This window comes from Kitasatospora sp. NPDC058063, assembly GCF_042885395.1.
Lineage (GTDB): Bacteria > Actinomycetota > Actinomycetes > Streptomycetales > Streptomycetaceae > Kitasatospora > Kitasatospora lactacystinica.
On record NZ_JBHVSD010000002.1, the window covers coordinates 12,812 to 29,200 of the forward strand.

9 protein-coding genes are annotated in these 16,389 nt (G+C 67.8%); 5 read left to right on the forward strand and 4 right to left on the reverse strand.

Annotated features, from left to right (window positions below):
- Positions 1-4: 4 nt before the first annotated feature.
- The 4 genes from ACFVUY_RS03830 to ACFVUY_RS03845 all read right to left on the reverse strand — a co-directional run bounded on the left by ACFVUY_RS03830 (position 5) and on the right by ACFVUY_RS03845 (position 6,153).
- Positions 5-1,264, reverse strand: coding sequence for an MFS transporter (locus ACFVUY_RS03830; protein WP_387727094.1), 1,260 nt, complete (start codon positions 1,262-1,264; stop codon positions 5-7).
- Positions 1,265-1,539: 275 nt separating this feature from the next.
- Complete coding sequence (locus tag ACFVUY_RS03835) at positions 1,540-2,007, reverse strand: GreA/GreB family elongation factor (protein ID WP_387689896.1); 468 nt, start codon at positions 2,005-2,007, stop codon at positions 1,540-1,542.
- A gap of 142 nt (positions 2,008-2,149) precedes the next feature.
- Positions 2,150-4,300 carry a UvrD-helicase domain-containing protein gene (locus ACFVUY_RS03840; protein WP_387727096.1) on the reverse strand — a complete coding sequence of 717 codons (2,151 nt, stop codon included), beginning with the start codon at positions 4,298-4,300 and terminating at the stop codon, positions 2,150-2,152.
- 164 nt (positions 4,301-4,464) lie between these two features.
- On the reverse strand, positions 4,465-6,153 hold the full coding sequence (locus ACFVUY_RS03845) for a DUF6119 family protein (RefSeq protein WP_387727098.1): 1,689 nt from the start codon (positions 6,151-6,153) through the stop codon (positions 4,465-4,467).
- Positions 6,154-6,538: 385 nt separating this feature from the next.
- On the opposite strand from ACFVUY_RS03845, the gene ACFVUY_RS03850 reads away from it, so the two are divergent.
- From ACFVUY_RS03850 to ACFVUY_RS03870, 5 genes are all read left to right on the forward strand, one after another.
- Complete coding sequence (locus tag ACFVUY_RS03850) at positions 6,539-8,260, forward strand: N-6 DNA methylase (RefSeq protein ID WP_387727100.1); 1,722 nt, start codon at positions 6,539-6,541, stop codon at positions 8,258-8,260.
- Between the two features lie 73 nt (positions 8,261-8,333).
- A complete protein-coding gene (locus tag ACFVUY_RS03855) occupies positions 8,334-10,280 on the forward strand; it encodes an N-6 DNA methylase (RefSeq protein WP_387727102.1) in 1,947 nt (648 codons plus the stop codon).
- Positions 10,277-11,545, forward strand: a complete 1,269-nt coding sequence (locus ACFVUY_RS03860) for a hypothetical protein (RefSeq protein WP_387727104.1) — start codon at positions 10,277-10,279, stop codon at positions 11,543-11,545. Before ACFVUY_RS03855 ends, ACFVUY_RS03860 begins: the two co-directional genes overlap by 4 nt.
- Complete coding sequence (locus tag ACFVUY_RS03865; RefSeq protein ID WP_387727106.1) at positions 11,542-14,682, forward strand: type I restriction endonuclease subunit R; 3,141 nt, start codon at positions 11,542-11,544, stop codon at positions 14,680-14,682. Before ACFVUY_RS03860 ends, ACFVUY_RS03865 begins: the two co-directional genes overlap by 4 nt.
- 130 nt (positions 14,683-14,812) lie before the next feature.
- Complete coding sequence (locus ACFVUY_RS03870; protein WP_387727773.1) at positions 14,813-16,351, forward strand: protein kinase; 1,539 nt, start codon at positions 14,813-14,815, stop codon at positions 16,349-16,351.
- The last annotated feature ends 38 nt before the right edge of the window (positions 16,352-16,389 follow it).

Consider the following 16,389-nt stretch of genomic DNA (forward strand, 5'->3'; position numbering starts at 1 on the left):
TCCGTCAGGTCTGTACGGATGAATCCTCCCTCCTGGCGATGGCGTACGGGTCGGGCGGGTCGGGCAGGTGGCGGCGGCTGTGCGCGGCGGTGACCGCCAGGCAGAGCAGGCCGACGGCCGCCATGCCCGCCAGCAGCGCCGGGTAGGAGGCGTGGCCGGCGGTGCCGGCGAGCAGCAGCGGGGTGAGGAAGCCGCTGGAGGTGATGCTCTGGTAGAGGGAGGCGGAGGTCGGCCCGGAGGCGCGCGGGGTCAGCCGCTCCACCTCGTGCAGCCCCGCGCCGAGCGTCAGCCCGTACCCGGTGCCGAGGACGAGGGCGGCGGCCACCACCAGGCCCACCGAGTCGAGGGCGGCGGCGAGGGCGCCGAGCAGCAGCCCGGCGATCACCGTGGCCATCGCGGTGAGGGTGGCCCGGGCACTGTCCGCGTCGTCCAGCCGGGCGGCGAAGGGCTGGGCGACCACGCCCGTGGCCAGGGTCAGCGCCGCGACCAGGCCGCTGAACAGCGGCGCGTAGCCGGGCACCCGGTCGGCGACCAGCGGCGGCAGCACCACGTACGCCACCGTGGCGGCGCCGAGCACGGCCGGGCTGGCGGGCAGGACCACGTAGCGGAACCGGGGGTGGTGGACGGCCGCCGGTCCGCTGCCGTACTTGCTGTTGCTTCCGACGTTGCCGTTGCCGTGGCTCCGGGCGGTCTCCGGCAGTCCGCGGGTGGCCCGCAGCACCAGCAGGCAGCCCAGCGCATGGGCGAGGGCGGGCAGCACCGTCGGGCCGGGCAGCCACTCGGCGATCACCCCGGAGGCCAGCGCGCCCGCCGCGAAGCCCGTACCGGTGGCGTACATCGCCCGGCGGGCGCTCCGCTCGGGCGGGACGGCGGGCCCGGAGAGCTCGCGCAGCCAGGCCGTCCCGGCCAGGAAGACCAGCCCGGCCGCGAAGCCGGTGGCCAGCCGGGCGGCGTACACCGAGGGCTCGTCCGGCAGCGCCAGCACCACGCTGGCGGCGGCGGACAGGCCCAGCGCGCCGCGCACCGTCCGCCGCCGGCCGTACCGGTCCGCGGCGGGCCCGCCCAGCAGCAGACCGGGCAGCAGGCCGAGCAGGTAGACCGAGAACATCGCGGCCAGCGAGAGCGCCGACCAGTCGGTGCGCGCCCGGTACACGGTGGCCAGCGCGGTGAACTGGTTGGCGCCCCAGGCGGCGACGGCGACGGCGGCGGCCGCCGGGAGCCAGCGGGCGGTGCCGGGCACGGGCATTTCCTCAGTGCTGCCCATGCGCTTTCCTGCCCCGTTTCCGGCTTTTCGGCCATTCCTGGATTTCCGCAGTCCAGTGTGCGGGCCGCCGCCGCGGGGCGTCAAAGAAGTGAATCCTGTGAGCCGATAGGCGACGCCTATCGGAGATTCGACGGATATCCCACCTTGCCGGGTGCCCAGAAAATCTGCCGGACATCCCGAAAGCGCGATCGGGAATTCCGTTTCGATTATTCGCTCCGGCTATTGCATGCCGACTGTTCCGCCCCGACTGTTCCGCCCCGGCTCTTGCGTGCCGGCTATTGCGTGCCGCCCACCGACAGCACCACCGCGCTGGCCGCGCCGGCCGGCGTCTCGTAGTTCACCGTCTCCCCGGCATGCCGCCCCAGCAGCGCCTTCCCGAGCGGACTGTCGAAGGTCACCAGGGTGAGGTCCCGCTCCTCCGCCAGCTCGGAGATCTCGACCGTCTCCTCCGTGCCGTCGTCGAACCGCACGGTGACCGTCGATCCCACCCCCACCACCCGCGCGGACGGCTCCCCGGCCACCTCGGCCTCCCGCAGCCGCGCCTCCAGCTCGGCGATCCGCCGGTCCAGCCGGGTCACTTCCGACGCCCGCTGCAACTCGTCCGCCGCATCCGCCCGGTCCCCCACCGGCTGCAGCCCGCGCAGCGTCGCGGCCACCTTCCCCCGCTCCTCCCGCAACTGCGCCAGGTCCTCCTGCACCGCACGCAGGCCCTCGGCACTGATCGGTTCCGGCCCACCGCTCATCCCACGCTCCCGGGGCTGCTCGTCACACGCTCGAACACCGGCCGCCTCCCATTACCCCACCCCTCCGGGCCCCGGGCAACTTCCGGGCCGATCGGCCGCCCGGAGCGATTCGTCGAGGACGCGCCGCCCGGCGGGCCGGGTGTCACCGTGCGAGCAGCTGCGCCGGGACGACCGGTTCGAGGAAGACGCTCGGTGTGCCGTGCCAGGACACGCTGAGGGCCTCGCGTGCGCGCGTGCACGCCACGAAGAGCAGGCTCAACTCGCCGCTGAGGTCCTCCTGGTGCTGCAGCGGGTCGGTGTCCACCGGGGTGATCGCGCTGCGCATGGGCACCAGGCCGTCGCTCACGCCCACCACGGCGACGCAGCGGAACTCCAGGCCCTTCATCCGGTGCATGGTCCCGACCCGCACACCGGGGGACGGCGCGTTGCCGAGCACGTAGGCGGGCGTCCCGGCCTGTTCCAGGGCCTGGGCGATCTCGCGGCCGAGCTGGGCGGTCCGGGCGGCGACGCCGATGTCCTCCGGGGCGACGCCGGACGCGGTCCACTCCGCGATCCGGGCGACGAGGTCCTGGATCTCGTCGGCCTTGTCGACGTGGCCGTGCACCTCGGGGTGCGCGCCGTGCAGGGTCGAGTGGTAGCCGACGAGGGAGTCCTCGCCGCCGTCCATGTCGTCGGGCCGCTCGCCGGTGAGCAGGGACGCGGACCAGCTGATGATCTCGTGCGTGGTCCGGTAGTTGACCCGCAGTCGGGAGGACCGCCCGACGACCTGGATCCCGAGCGAGCGCAGCGAGACCTTGTTCCCGTAGATCCGCTGGTGCGGGTCGCCGGCGAGGAACAGGTCGTCCGGTCCGGACGCGACGATCGCGCGGAGGAACCTCCACTGCGCGGGGTGCAGGTCCTGCGCCTCGTCGATCACCACGTGCCGGAACGGGCGGTCGTCCTGTTCGTCGAGCGCCCGCGCGGCCTGCGCGCAGACCTGCAGGAACGTCAACTCCCCGGCCTGTCGCAGCTCGTCCTCGAACGCGGCCACCGCGCGCCACACCTGGGCCTTCTGCAGCGGACCGAGGGCGGTACCGCGGCCGGACCGCTGTGCCTTCAGGTACTGTTCCGGGCCCTCGATCGCCTGGGCCAGGACGACCTGCCGCCACTCCTGGTCCAGGAAGACGTCGGTGAGGTCGATCCCGAGCCGGCGGACGATCCGGCCCCAGCGGGCGAGGACCGCGCGCTGGTTGAAGACGATCTTCAGTGGGGCGCCGCCCCGCGAGCGGCGGAGCACCTCGTTCGCCAGCGCGTCGACGGTGACCACCCGGACCTTCGCCCTGATCCGCTCGTCCGTGATGAGCAGCGTGAGGCAGCGTTCGAGCTCGCCGGCGAGGTCCTTGGTGAAGGTGGTCAGCAGAATCGATCCGTCAGGTGCGTCCGGCGGCAGCCGGCGCGCCAGGTGATAAGCCCGGTGCAGGGCCACCACCGTCTTCCCGGTCCCGGGGCCGCCGGTCACTCGGGCGGGCCCGTTGTACGACTCCCGGTAGGCGATCCGGTACTGGGCCGGGTGCAGGAAGATCCGCCACACGTCGAACGGGCGCTCCAGGATCTCCCGCAGTTCCTCGGGGCCGGACACCAGGGCGACCCGGCCGCGCGCGTGGGCCATCGCCGAGACCAGCCCGTCCCCGGACTGCGCGGCGTTCACCGGAGCCGCCGCCCGCGCGTACGCCTGGACGATCTCACGGTCGATGTCGGCCGGCTCCATCCCGCTCGCGAGGCCGATCAGAACGTCGAACTGCTGCTCCGGCAGGACCCGGTGGAGCGCCTCCAGATGGGCCTCGTCCGGAAGCAGCCGGATGATCGGCAGGATCTCCTCCTCGATGCCCAGGCTGCGCAGGACCTTGTCGGAGCGGTCGGCGAAGAGCCTCCGGGGTTCGTCGGGGGCCAGGGCCCTCAGCGACTCGGTGGCGCGCTCCAGGGCGACGTCGTTGCGGATCTCGACGCCCTGGGTGGCGGCGTTCACCGAAGCCCGGTGCTTGTACGCCCAGTCGTTCGCCTTGTCGTGGGGGAGCACCTTCAGCAGCATGTACCCGTCGCCCCGGTCGGCCTTGAGGACCACCCCGCGCCAGAAGTCGGTGATCCGGATGGTCCGGATCCGGGGGTCCCGCTGGTGGGTGAGCTTCTCCAGATGCGCACCGGTGTGCGTCGCCCCGGTGAACTTCTCGAACACGTCGAAGACCCTGCGCTGCACGGATTTCTCCAGTGCCGCGAACTCCAGCAGAAAGTCCCGGTGCATACCCAGCGTCGCCACCCCGGCCCCCCTCGCGCGCCCCGGCCCGTCCGCGCGGCCGGGCAGTGCGCCTCACTGTACTGGCCCCGGTGATCACTCGCGGCGGGCCGCCCGGCGGCCGCCCGACGGACGGCTGCCGTGCGCTCCGCGGCACTGGTGACCCGTTCTACAACCTCGTAGGGTGATCAGGAAGGACTTGATCCGAGAGCGCCGAGTGCCCCGGGCTTCCAGATGCTCCGTGCGCTGTCGGCCGGGGAGATGCCGATGACTTCGAGTTCGATGCCGTAGCCGGCCAGGAAGTCGGCGGTCTCGGCCAGCGCGGTCAGCGAGAACGGCAGCATGGTGTCGGGGCTGAGCACGAGGTCACGCTCGTGCAGGACCGCCAGGACCATCCTCTTCGGAACGAAGTCGTCCGGGATGACGCGCCCGTGCTTGGCGACGAGCTCGGCGAAGGCTGCCCGCGCGTCGGCGGAGGCGTGGAGCGTCTTGGCAGCGACGACCGCCTGTGCGAAGAGGTGGCTGAGCTCCCGGGAGCCCGCAGCGCGCTTGACCAGGACGAACGTGTTGTCCGGTGCGAGGTGGTCGCAGACCTCGATGCTTCCGTGACTGACCATGGTGTTCTTCACCAGCTTGCGGTCGAGGTTGATGAAGCCCTTACGCTGGCTCGGCAGCCAGTTGTTGTAGTCGGCTTCGTCCTTGTGGTGCGTACGGTCCCAGGCGGGGATGTCCAGAGACGGCGCGGGACTGAAGAGCCCCGCGATCCTGGTCCGCTGGGCGGCCAGGTGGGCGGCGTCGAGTTCGTACCAGTGGCCCTCGGTGAGGAAGAAGCGGCGCGAGCCCAGCGACGCGACGACCTCCAGGCACTTGTAGACGCTCAGGCTGGCCGTGCGCTCGCGGTGCTTCGGGTCCGCGAAGAGCAGCACCTGGCCACGCTTGAGCTCGTGGACGCGCCTCGTGTCCTTCTGGAGTGCCGCGCGGCGCACGACGTCGGCGACCGTCACCTCGTCCACGAACAGCGGGATACTGCCGATGCGCAGGGTGAAGGAGCGCGCCTGCGTCCAGACGCGGAGCCGTTCAGCTGGCGGGACGACGACGATGCCGCTGGCGTCGCCCGAGCCGAGCCGATGGTCGAGGTCCGCTTCCAGCTCCAGCAGGAGAAGGGGGTCGCTGACTGGCAGCAGGTAGTCGACTGCCTCCAGCCCCGGCGTGAGCGGCTCCTCGCGCAGGACGCGGGCGATCTCCCGGACATCCGCGATGAGGTCGGCTCCAGCCAGGCCGAAGCGGGTCCGCAGTCCCTTGCCGCCCTCCAGGTGCACGGCCCGGGAGTCGCGCCCGGCAGAGGTGAAGGCGACCTGCGGCGCCTCCCCGCCGAGACGGCGCACGATCTCGGCTCCTGCCGCGAGGCCGACCATCCACAGAGATGTGCCATCGGCGACATGCGTACTGTCGATCCTGCCCGCCCCAGGGCGACGGCGGACCAGCTGCTGAACGCGGCCCTCGGCGATGCGCCGTGCCACGAAGGCGATGCCGAAGCGCGGGTCCTTGGCCTCGTCAGGGATCAGCAGGTGACCCTGGCCGTAGCCCATCGCGTACACCTCGTCGTCGAGGCCGAAGAGCAGGACGCCGCCGGAACGGTGCTCCGCGTGCTGGACCGCGATGCCCGTCGTCTCCTGGGCGGCGCTGCACCATGTGGCGCGCTCAAGAGCGAAGTCGGCCTGCAGGAAGGCTGCGTCGACGTCGCCGAGCCTGCACATGTCCAGCGTGGCCTGGTGCTCGTCGAGGTAGTGCGGGTCGAAGAGGTCGAGTGCGCGGCCGAGGTCGTCGCCGACGCCCTGGAGGCGGTAGAGGGTGGCGAGGCGAGTCTTGCTGGTCAACCGGGTCATCGGGAACCGCTCTCTGATGAAGGGCCGCGTGGGCAGGGGCCTCCGGGGTCGAAACGGCAGAGCACTGCCGGAGGCGTGGGTTAGTGGGGTGAAGCAGCCGCGACAGCGGCGGGGCGGTGAGACTCCGCCTCGCTGGCAGATGGTGCTCTCAAGAGTGTGAGCGGCAGGTGTTCACAGCTCGGAGGCACAGGTGTGGCCCTGCTTCCGAGTGGACAGGAGGGCCTTCCCGGCCTTCCCTTGGGGTGCTGGCAAGAGCCTAGGCACTTGATCGAATGAATGGCAAGCCACTTCGCGGTGTGAACGTCATCTTGTGAACAGTATCAACGATGTTCACAGAGGCTTGGAATCACCCCCTCCTCCCTGTAGGGTTGCGACCATGAGCCCCGATGAGCAGGACACGATGACGGCTGCCGCGATCGCGCGGCTGGCCGGCGTCGGCCGTGCGGCGGTGTCGAACTGGCGCCGCCGCTACCCGGAGTTCCCGAAGCCGGTCGGCGGTAGCGAGGCGAGTCCGAGGTTCTCCCGCGCGGAAGTCGAGGCGTGGCTCACCGCTACGGGCAAGGGCGATCAACTGGCGACGGCGGGCCGAACCGCGACCGGGGCCCAGGGGCTGAGGGACGAGGAGCGGCCTCCATCCGACCTCCCCCTCGGAGGGGCGGGTCGACGGGCTCCGGCTCCGACATCGGAGCGAGGGCTCGCCGACCTGACGTCGAGTCAGTGGCTGGCCAAGGTGATGGTGTCGCTGCTGCCTCGCTCGACGGCTCACGGGCCGGTGAGCGCCGGCAACTCCAGCGTTCCCGTGGTGCTCGATCCGGCCTGCGGTAACGCGACGCTGCTGCTGGCCGCAGCTGACCGATTCGGCGGGCACCTCAGGCTCGTCGGACAGGAGATCTCGGAGGGGGCGGCGAAGGTTGCAGCGTTCAGTCTGCGCTCCAGCGCCCACGACGCGCCGTACGAGATCCACACCGGCGACTCGCTGCTGGACGACCAACTGGGCAGCTACCTCGGCGCGGCTGCGGCCGTTGTCTGTGAACCCCCCTTCGATGTGCCGCAGTGGCCGTCGGAGGAGTTGACCACCGATCCGCGTTGGGAATTCGGCATCCCGGCCCCGCGAGACGGCGAGCTGGCCTGGGTGCAGCACTGCTATGCGCACCTGCGCCCGCGCGGCGTGGCCGTCGTCGCGGTGACTCCGCGCACCTGCATCCAGCCGTCTGGGCAGCACATCCGCGCGGCGCTGCTGCGCTCCGGTGTGCTGCGTGACGTGATCGCGCTGCCGAAGGGGATGGGTTCGACTGCCGATACCGACGTGTACCTCTGGGTTCTGCAACGCCCGTACGGCGGAGCCGACCATGCGCCCGTGCGCATGGTCGAGCTGACCGGCCTGGGGGGCGCGGCCGATGTGCCGTACGAGTTCGCCACCTGGCAGCGGTTGTTCGACGAAGCCGATCCGACGATCTCCCGCGCCGTCCCACGCCTGGAACTGCTCGACGGCGACGCCAATCTGCTGCCCTCCCGCTACGTCGCCCCGCGCATCGAGGCCGGCGCCGACGATCTCGCGCGCGTCACCGACCGCCTGCAGGCCCTCTACACCCAGATCGGCAAAGCCCTGCCGCGTTTCGCCATGCCGACGGTGCCGACCCGTCACTCCTACGTCACCCTCGGCGAGTTGGAACGCGCGGGTGCTCTGACGATTCGCTCCCGCGACGCCACTCCGCTCCCTGGCGACGTGCTCGTGCGGACCCTGGGTCGGCCCCCGGTCGTCGCGAGCGGTACCGCTGACGACGACGCAGGAGTCGCCCAGGTCGTCGAGATCGACGCAACCCGCTTGGACGCGTACTTCGTCGCGACCTTCCTGCGAGCCGATGCCAACGCACTGCCCGTGGCCAACACCCTCGGCGCGCTCAGTCGAGAGGACCTGCGCCGTTGCCGCATTCCACGCATGCCCCTGGCCGAACAGCGCCGTTACGGCGACTCCTTCCGCCGGCTACGGGAGTTGGGAGAGACACTGGCCGCGCTGGCGACGGTGAGCGCGAACGTCATCGACCAGACCGTCCACGGCCTGACCACCGGTGTTCTGGCACCGGATCCTCCACGGTGAAGAACACTGACCACGCCGACGCAACCGAAGACGAGACGAGCGAACTGTGACCTCAGGCCCCACCCATTCCAAGATGGCGAACGACATCTGGTCGGTCGCCGACCTGCTGCGCGGCGACTACAAGCGCCACGAGTACGGCCAGGTGATCCTGCCGTTCACACTGCTGCGCCGCCTCGACGCGGTGATGGCCCCGACACGTGACGCGGTGCGGGCACGTGACGCAGCGCTCGACATCCAGAACAAGGAACGCCTGCTGCAGATCGCGGCGAAACTGCCGTTCTACAACACCTCCAAGCAGGACTTCGCCACGATCGCCTCGGATGCTTCGAGCACCGCGAAGAACCTGCGCGACTACATCAACGGCTTCTCCCCGAACGTCCGGCAGATCCTGTCCCGCTTCGACCTCGACAACGAGATCACCAAGCTGGCGGGGACGAAGCTTCTCTACTCGGTTGTCAGCAGGTTCGCAGGCATGCGTGACCTCGACAAGCTGACCAACCACGACATGGGCTACGTCTTCGAGCACCTGATCCGCAAGTTCGCCGAAGACTCCAACGAGACCGCCGGTGAGCATTTCACCCCGCGCGAAGTCATCAAGCTGATGGTCAACCTCCTGATTGCCCCGGACGCCGAGACCATCGCCGGCGAGGGCCAGGTCATCAACATCCTCGACCCGGCCTGTGGTACCGGGGGCATGCTCACCGCGGCCGAGGACCACATCAAGTCGATCAACCCCAACGCCGAGGTCTACCTGTTCGGCCAGGAGCTCAACGCCGAATCCTGGGCGGTCTGCCAGTCGGACATGCTCATGCGCAACCAGCGCGGGCGCATCCACTTCGGCAACTCCTTCAGCGATGACGGCCACCCGGACCAGAAGTTCGACTACATGCTGGCGAACCCGCCGTTCGGCGTGGAGTGGAAGAAGGTCAAGGACGAAATCCTGGCCGAGGCCCAACTCGGCCACGCCGGCCGCTTCGGCGCCGGCACGCCGCGCATCAACGACGGCTCGTTCCTGTTCCTCCAACACATGATCTCCAAGATGGAACCGGTCGAGGGGAAGGGCGCCCGGCTGGGCATCGTCTTCAACGGCTCCCCGCTGTTCACTGGGGCGGCCGAGTCCGGCGAGTCGAAGATCCGTCAGTGGATCCTGGAGAACGACCTGCTCGAGGGGATCGTCGCGCTGCCTGACCAGCTGTTCTACAACACCGGCATCTCCACGTACTTCTGGGTCCTGTCCAACCGCAAGGCCAAGGCGTTGCGCGGGAGAGTGATCCTGCTCGACGCGCGCGACCAGTGGGAGAAGATGCGCAAGTCGTTCGGCGACAAGCGCAAGCAGATCAGCGATGGGCAGATCGATGCCATCACCAAGATGTACGTCGACGCTCTCAAGATTGCGGCCGACGCCGGACACCCCGACCACGCCAAGGTGAAGATCTTCGGCACCCGCGACTTCGGCTACCACCGGATCACGGTCGAGCGCCCGCTCAAGCTGCGCTTCGAGATCACCGAGGACACCTTGGCGGCGCTGGAGGAAGCGAAGCCGCTGGCGAAGTGGGACGGGCGCGAGGCGCTGGTGGCGGCACTGCGCGGAGTGGTCGGCTCGGTGTGGTGGACGAAGAAGGAGGCGGCCAACGCCCTGCACGCAGCTGCCGCCGAGGCGGGGGCGAGCTGGCCAGGGACAGCGGCGCTACTGAAGGGCCTGTGGGGCGCGGTCGCCGTGTCCGACCCCGAGGGGGAAGTGCAGAAAGCCAAGGACGGGACTGTTCTGCCGGACCCGGAACTGCGTGACTACGAGAACGTCCCGCTTGACGAGGACATCGAGGCCTACTTCGCCCGCGAGGTCACCCGGCACGTTCCCGACGCTTGGATCGACCACGACAAGACGAAGGTCGGCTACGAGATTCCCTTCACCCGACACTTCTACGTGTACACGCCTCCGCGGCCGCTGGCGGACATCGATGCGGAACTGCGTGAGCTTGAGACGCAGATTCAGAATCTCCTGGGCGAGGTGACGGGATGAGTGCGGTGACAGAATGGCATGAGACCCGTCTCAAGAACCTATTCACCTCGGTGCGCAACGGCATCTGGGGCGATGACCCCGACGATGAGACAGATGTGTTTTGTGCTCGTGGAACCGATTTTGACCGAGTCAAGAACCGGATCAGCGATTCGAAGATGCCGCGCAGGAGTGTCGCGCCCAGTGGCCTCCGGGATCATGAGCTGGTGCGAGGGGATCTGGTACTTGAGAAGTCCGGAGGTAGTGCAGATCAGCCTGTCGGCAGTGTTGCACTATTTGATCTGCAGACCCGTGCAGTATGCTCAAACTTTAATGCTCGCATGCAAGTCTCCAGTTCCGTAGATTCTCGCTTCGTGTGCTATCTCATGAATGGGCTCTACTGGTCTGGGTTTACGCGCCAGTTTGTCAAGCAGACAACAGGGATTCAGAATCTGGATGCTGAGGCGTTTCTGTCTCAGCATTGCAAAATTCCGCCCATCGATGAGCAGCGCCGCATCGCAGAATTTCTTGACGGCGAGACCGCTCAGATCGATCAGATCCTTCATTTCCGGCGTTCTCAGATGGCACTTCTTGATGGCCGGGAGTCGTCGCTGCTCGATGAGGCATACACTGCGAAGGGGTCGGAGGAGATCCGACTCAAGCATCTATCAAGCCGAATCACGAGTGGGCCTCGAGGGTGGGGAGACCTGATCTCTGATGAAGGTACGCCATTTCTTCGAATCATGAATATTCCGCGCCGCGGGGTGCGACTGGAGTTGTCGGATCTAGCTCGCGTTGCAGCCCCCTGTGGGGCTGAGCGTGAGCGCACCCGAACGAGGGCCGGCGATGTTCTTGTGAGCATCACGGCGGACATCGGATCAGTGGGTGTAATCGATAACTGCACAGCCGATGGAAATGTGAGTCAGCACATTGCGCTTGTGCGGCCTATTAAGTCGCTATGCGATTCTGACTGGCTGGCCTATGCAATCAAATCTCCTGCAGCGAAACGCCAACTCGCCAGCAACAGCTACGGCGGCGCTAAGGCTGGACTTGGACTCGGTGAGATTGGAGATCTGCGACTTCCTGCCCTGACCTTGGCGACCCAGCAAAGAGTGGCTCTCCGGATCAACGAGATGACCCGCGATAGCGAATTTGTTCGGGAAGCAGTCATGCGTCAAATCGCTCTTCTAACTGAGCGTCGCCATGCCTTGATCGTGGCAGCTGTCATGGGGCAGATCGACGTCACCGCTGGGCAAGGGCTGTCGCTGTCAGGAGGTGCTGCCGTATGACCCCCGGAGCACACCGCGAGCAGCGTTTCGAGGAGCGAGTCGAGGATGAATTGATCGCACGCGGTTGGAAAGCCGCAGAGTGTAAGTTCAACGCTGAGCTCGGCCTCGATCCTACCGTGATGTTCCAATTCATCGGTGCGACGCAGGAGCCGAACTGGAATCGCCTTGTTGGCTTCTACAGCGGTGACGAGACTGCCGCCAAGCGGCAGTTCGCGCAGCGTGTCGCCGCCGAGGTCGACGCTCGCGGCGTGCTCGACGTGCTGCGTCAGGGCGTGCGCGACAGGGGCGTGCAGATCGACCTCGCGTACTTCCGCCCCGGCCACACCCTGGCCGTTGACGCCCTCGCCGAGTACGACGAGAACCGGCTGACCGTCGCCCGGCAGGTGCACTACAGCGTGCGCAACCCGCGCCTGTCGCTAGACATGGCGCTGTTCCTCAACGGACTGCCGGTTGCCACCGTCGAGTTGAAGAATCCCAACACCGGGCAGAACGTTGACCGCGCCATCGCGCAGTACCGGGATGACCGCGACCCGAACGAGCTGTTCTTCGCCAAGCGGACACTCGTCCACTTCGCAGTCGATCCTGATCAGGCGTTCATTTCCACGCGGCTGCGCGGCGCGGACACGGAGTTCCTGCCATTCAATGTCGGCTCCAACGGCCCGGGCAAGTCCGGCGGAGCCGGGAACCCCCCGGCTACCCCCTATGACGTCGCCTACCTGTGGGAGCAGATCTGGCAGCGCGACAACTGGCTGGAGATCCTGCACCGCTTTGTCCACGTCAAGGCCCCCGACAAGAAGGGCGTCAGGGAGAACCCGCACACCTCCCCGCGCATCTTCCCGCGGTACCACCAGTGGGACGCGGTGCAGAAGCTGGTGGACCATGCCCGGGCGAACGGCGCTGGGCACAACTACCTCATCGAGCACTCGGCCGGCTCGGGCAAGTCGAACACCCTCGCCTGGCTGGCGCACCGCCTCTCCAGTCTGTTCGACGCCGACAATCAGCCGGTCTTCCACAAGATCGTCGTGATCACGGACCGGACCGTCCTGGATCGTCAGCTCCAGCGGACGATATTCCAGTTCGACCACACGCCCGGTGTCGTCAAGAAGATCGACGAGGACTCGTCGCAGCTGGCCGGTGCCCTCGACGACTCGACCGCGAAGATCGTCATCAGCACCCTGCAGATGTACCCGTTCGTGCTGAAGAAGATCGCCGACATGGGGCTGGCCGGCAAGCGCTACGCGGTCATCATCGACGAGGCGCACTCCTCGCAGGGCGGCGAGTCGGCGATCCAGCTGAAGCAGGTACTCGGCTCCAATGCGACACCGCGTGAGGAGGACGAGGACGACGCGGAGTACCTGACCCGGGTGCGCGGCAAGCAGCCGAACCTCTCGTACTTCGCTTTCACCGCGACCCCGAAGTCGGCGACGCTGAAGCTGTTCGGCACGTTCGACCCGGACCGGCTCAACCCGCGCACCAATCAGCCGGGCATGTACGTGCCCTTCCACGTCTATTCTATGCGGCAGGCGGTCGACGAGGGCTACATCCTCGACGTGCTGGCCAACTACATGACCTACGACACCAAGTGGCGACTGCGCAACAATGCGGTTGACCAGGCCGAGTCGCGCATCTCCAACCCGGAGGTCGATGAGGCCAAGGCGAAGGCGAAGCTGGTCCGCTATGCCGAGCAGCACCCGAAGTCGCTTGAGCAGAAGGCCAAACTGATCGTCGACGACTTCCGGGAGAACATCGTCGGGCGGCTCGGCGGACGGGCCAGGGCAATGGTCGTCACGACCAGTCGGCAGCACGCGCTCGACCTGTACCAGGCGATCCGCTCCTACGTCACGCTCCGCGGGTTCACCGACTGCGGGACGCTCGTCGCGTTCTCCGGGCAGTTGAAGGATGAGGCCGGGCTGGAGTTTACGGAGGCGCAGCTCAACGGCTTCCCCGAGGGCCAGCTGCCGGACCGGTTCGCCTACACCAAGGCGGACGATCCGCAGGCAGTCGCCCGTAACCAGGACGAGTACCGGTTGTTGGTCGTCGCGGAAAAGTACCAGACCGGGTTCGATCAGCCATTGCTGTGCGCGATGTACGTCGACAAGCCGCTCACCGGCGTCGCTGCCGTGCAGACGCTGTCGCGGCTCAACCGGATCCATCCGATGAAGACGCAGGACGACGTTCACATCCTCGACTTCGTCAACGAGGCCGCTGACATCCAGGCCGCGTTCGAGCCCTGGTTCGAGACCACGATCACCGAGCCGACCGACCCGAACCTGCTCTACACCAAGCAGCGTGAGGTGATGGACTACGAGCTGCTGGTCGCCTCCGAGATGGAATCCTTCATCCGGGTCCTGGCCGCGGCAGGGCCGGGGCGAATGCCTGATTCAGCTGAGCGCAAGCTCCATGCCGAACTGCACGAATACCTGAAGCCGGCGATTGAGCGCTTCGAGGGGCTCGAGACCGACGATGAACGGGAGGGCTTCCGAGGCAAACTGCAGGATTATGTGCGGGCCTACAGCCTGATCGCGCAGATCGTCGACTGGGGAGACCGCGACCTGGAGCGGCTCTACCAGTACGGCAGAATCCTGCTGATCCGGCTGCCCGGTAGGCCGTCCACGTCGGTCGACATAGGGGATGCGGATCTGAGCCATTTCCGGTTGGAGTTCACCGGACGGCACAACGTGTCGCTGTCGGCGGTCGGAGATCGCGACGTGCGTGGCCATGCGGCTGACGGCGGTGGCTACCGGGAGCCGGAGATCAAACCACTGTCAGAGGTGATCGAGGATCTCAACGACCGCTTCGGACTGGACCTGGGGACTTCCGATCAGATCCTCGTCTACCAGCAGGTCGTCGGCCTGGTCGAGGACACGGCGATGCAGAAGATCGCGCTGATGAACGACGAGTCGCGGTTCGGGCAGGTTGCTGACGACCGGCTCGACGGCATCGTCGCGGAGAACGCCGAGCGCAACACCGAGTTCATGAAGCTGTACTTCGACAACAACGAGTTCCAGAAGGCGATCAAGGAAGCCGCGCGAAAGCGCGCCTACCGGATCATCACCGAACCGGCCCGGGACGAGGCGCTGGCGCGGCTGCGCGAGGAGATGCGCCGCGAGACCGGTGGACACGCGATCGGGGAATGACAGCTCCGGCTGGTCAGTGCCGTGGTGGGATAGGGCAAGCGGTTTGATCTCTGGGTAGGGGTAGGGGTGGGGCGTGGAGGACGGAACGGGGCGGCCCGCAGGGGTGCAGTTGCTGGCTGGACGCTACAGAGTGGATGGGACGCTCGGCCGCGGCGGCATGAGCGAGGTCTTCTACGGCTACGACGAGCGCCTGGACCGGCCTGTCGCGATCAAGATGCTGCGGCCGTCATCGGGGCCGGTCCCGGCGAAACCGGACAGTCCGGAGGCAGTGGAGATCCTCGACGCGCTGGAACGCGACCGCAAGCGGTTCCTGCGCGAAATCCGTACCACTGCCCAGCTGGAACACCCCGGGACGCCGGCTGTCTACGACACCGGTGTCGAGACTAGCCCGGACGGCAGCACGCAGCTGTGGCTGGTCATGCAGTTGCTGCGCGGTTCGACAATGGAAGCGCTGCTGGACGACGCCGAGTACACCACTGCGGCGCCGAGCGTGGAGTGGGCGGTGTCGATCGCGGCGCAGATCGCGGCCGTGTTGGCCGATGTGCACCGGGTTGATATCGTCCACCGCGACATCAAGCCGGCCAATGTGATGCTCGTCGACGGTGGCCTGGTGAAGGTGCTCGACTTCGGCATCGCGATCCTGCGTGGTGCCGGCGCGCTGCCCCGCCTGACGCAGGTCGACCGCACGGTGGGCACGCCGGCTTACATGTCGCCGGAACAGTCCCTGGGGCAAGCGGTCACGTCCGCATCCGACATCTACTCGCTCGGTTGCCTGCTGTGCGAGATGCTGACCGGAGACGTGCCGTTCCACGGAACGAGCAGCACGCCGCTGCGTGCCCACCACCTGCAATCGGTCCCGCCTTCGGTACGGACACGGCGAGGCGAGATCCCCTCGGCTGTGGAGGAGCTCGTGTCGTCGATGCTGGCGAAGGACCCTCGGGCCCGGCCGTCCGCCGAGGCGGTCTACGAGGCTCTGCTGCCCCTGCTCTCGGCTTCGGACGCGCTGACAGGGGATGGCGAAAGCCGTGACCCGACGCGCCCGTTCCGGCGCCCGCTGCTAGCCGCCGCCGAGCCTCGCGTGCCGGCCCCTGAGAGAGGCGGAATCACCGACGCCGAAGCCGGCCAACTGGAGGCCAACATCCGGGTGCTGCTGGACAACGACCGCCCCTCCGAGGCGATCAGGCTCCTTGAGGACGGGGTGGCCCGCGCCGGCCACGACGCCTATTTGTCGCTGCGCCTGCGTCACCTGCTGGCCGCCGCGCTGTTCTACGACTTCGAGTACTCCCGAGCCGCGCCGTTGTTCGAAGCTGTCGGACGCGAGTACCGCAAGCACTTCCCGCCGAACGATTCCTACGTCCTCGACTGCTCCTATCACGCGGGCCACGCGTTCGCCGAGATCGGCAAGCCGGACAAGGCGCTGCCGCACCTGAGGTTCTACGTGCAGAACGCCGATGCCTCGTACGACGGCGAGACCGCGGAGCAGATGCGTGAATCCCGCTTCGTCATCGCGCAGATGCTGGCCGCCTCCGGCTATCCCGACGAGGCTCTGTCCGAGCTCAAGGCCGTCCGCCCGCTGTTGGCCGACGCCGTGGGGGCGGACTCGACCCAGGTCCGCAATCTCGACAGGCAGATTCTTCGACTGGAGTCCTACCACTCCGAGGGCAATTGACGTGTAAGCGGTGCCTCGCTCTGTGGAGCGAGGCACCG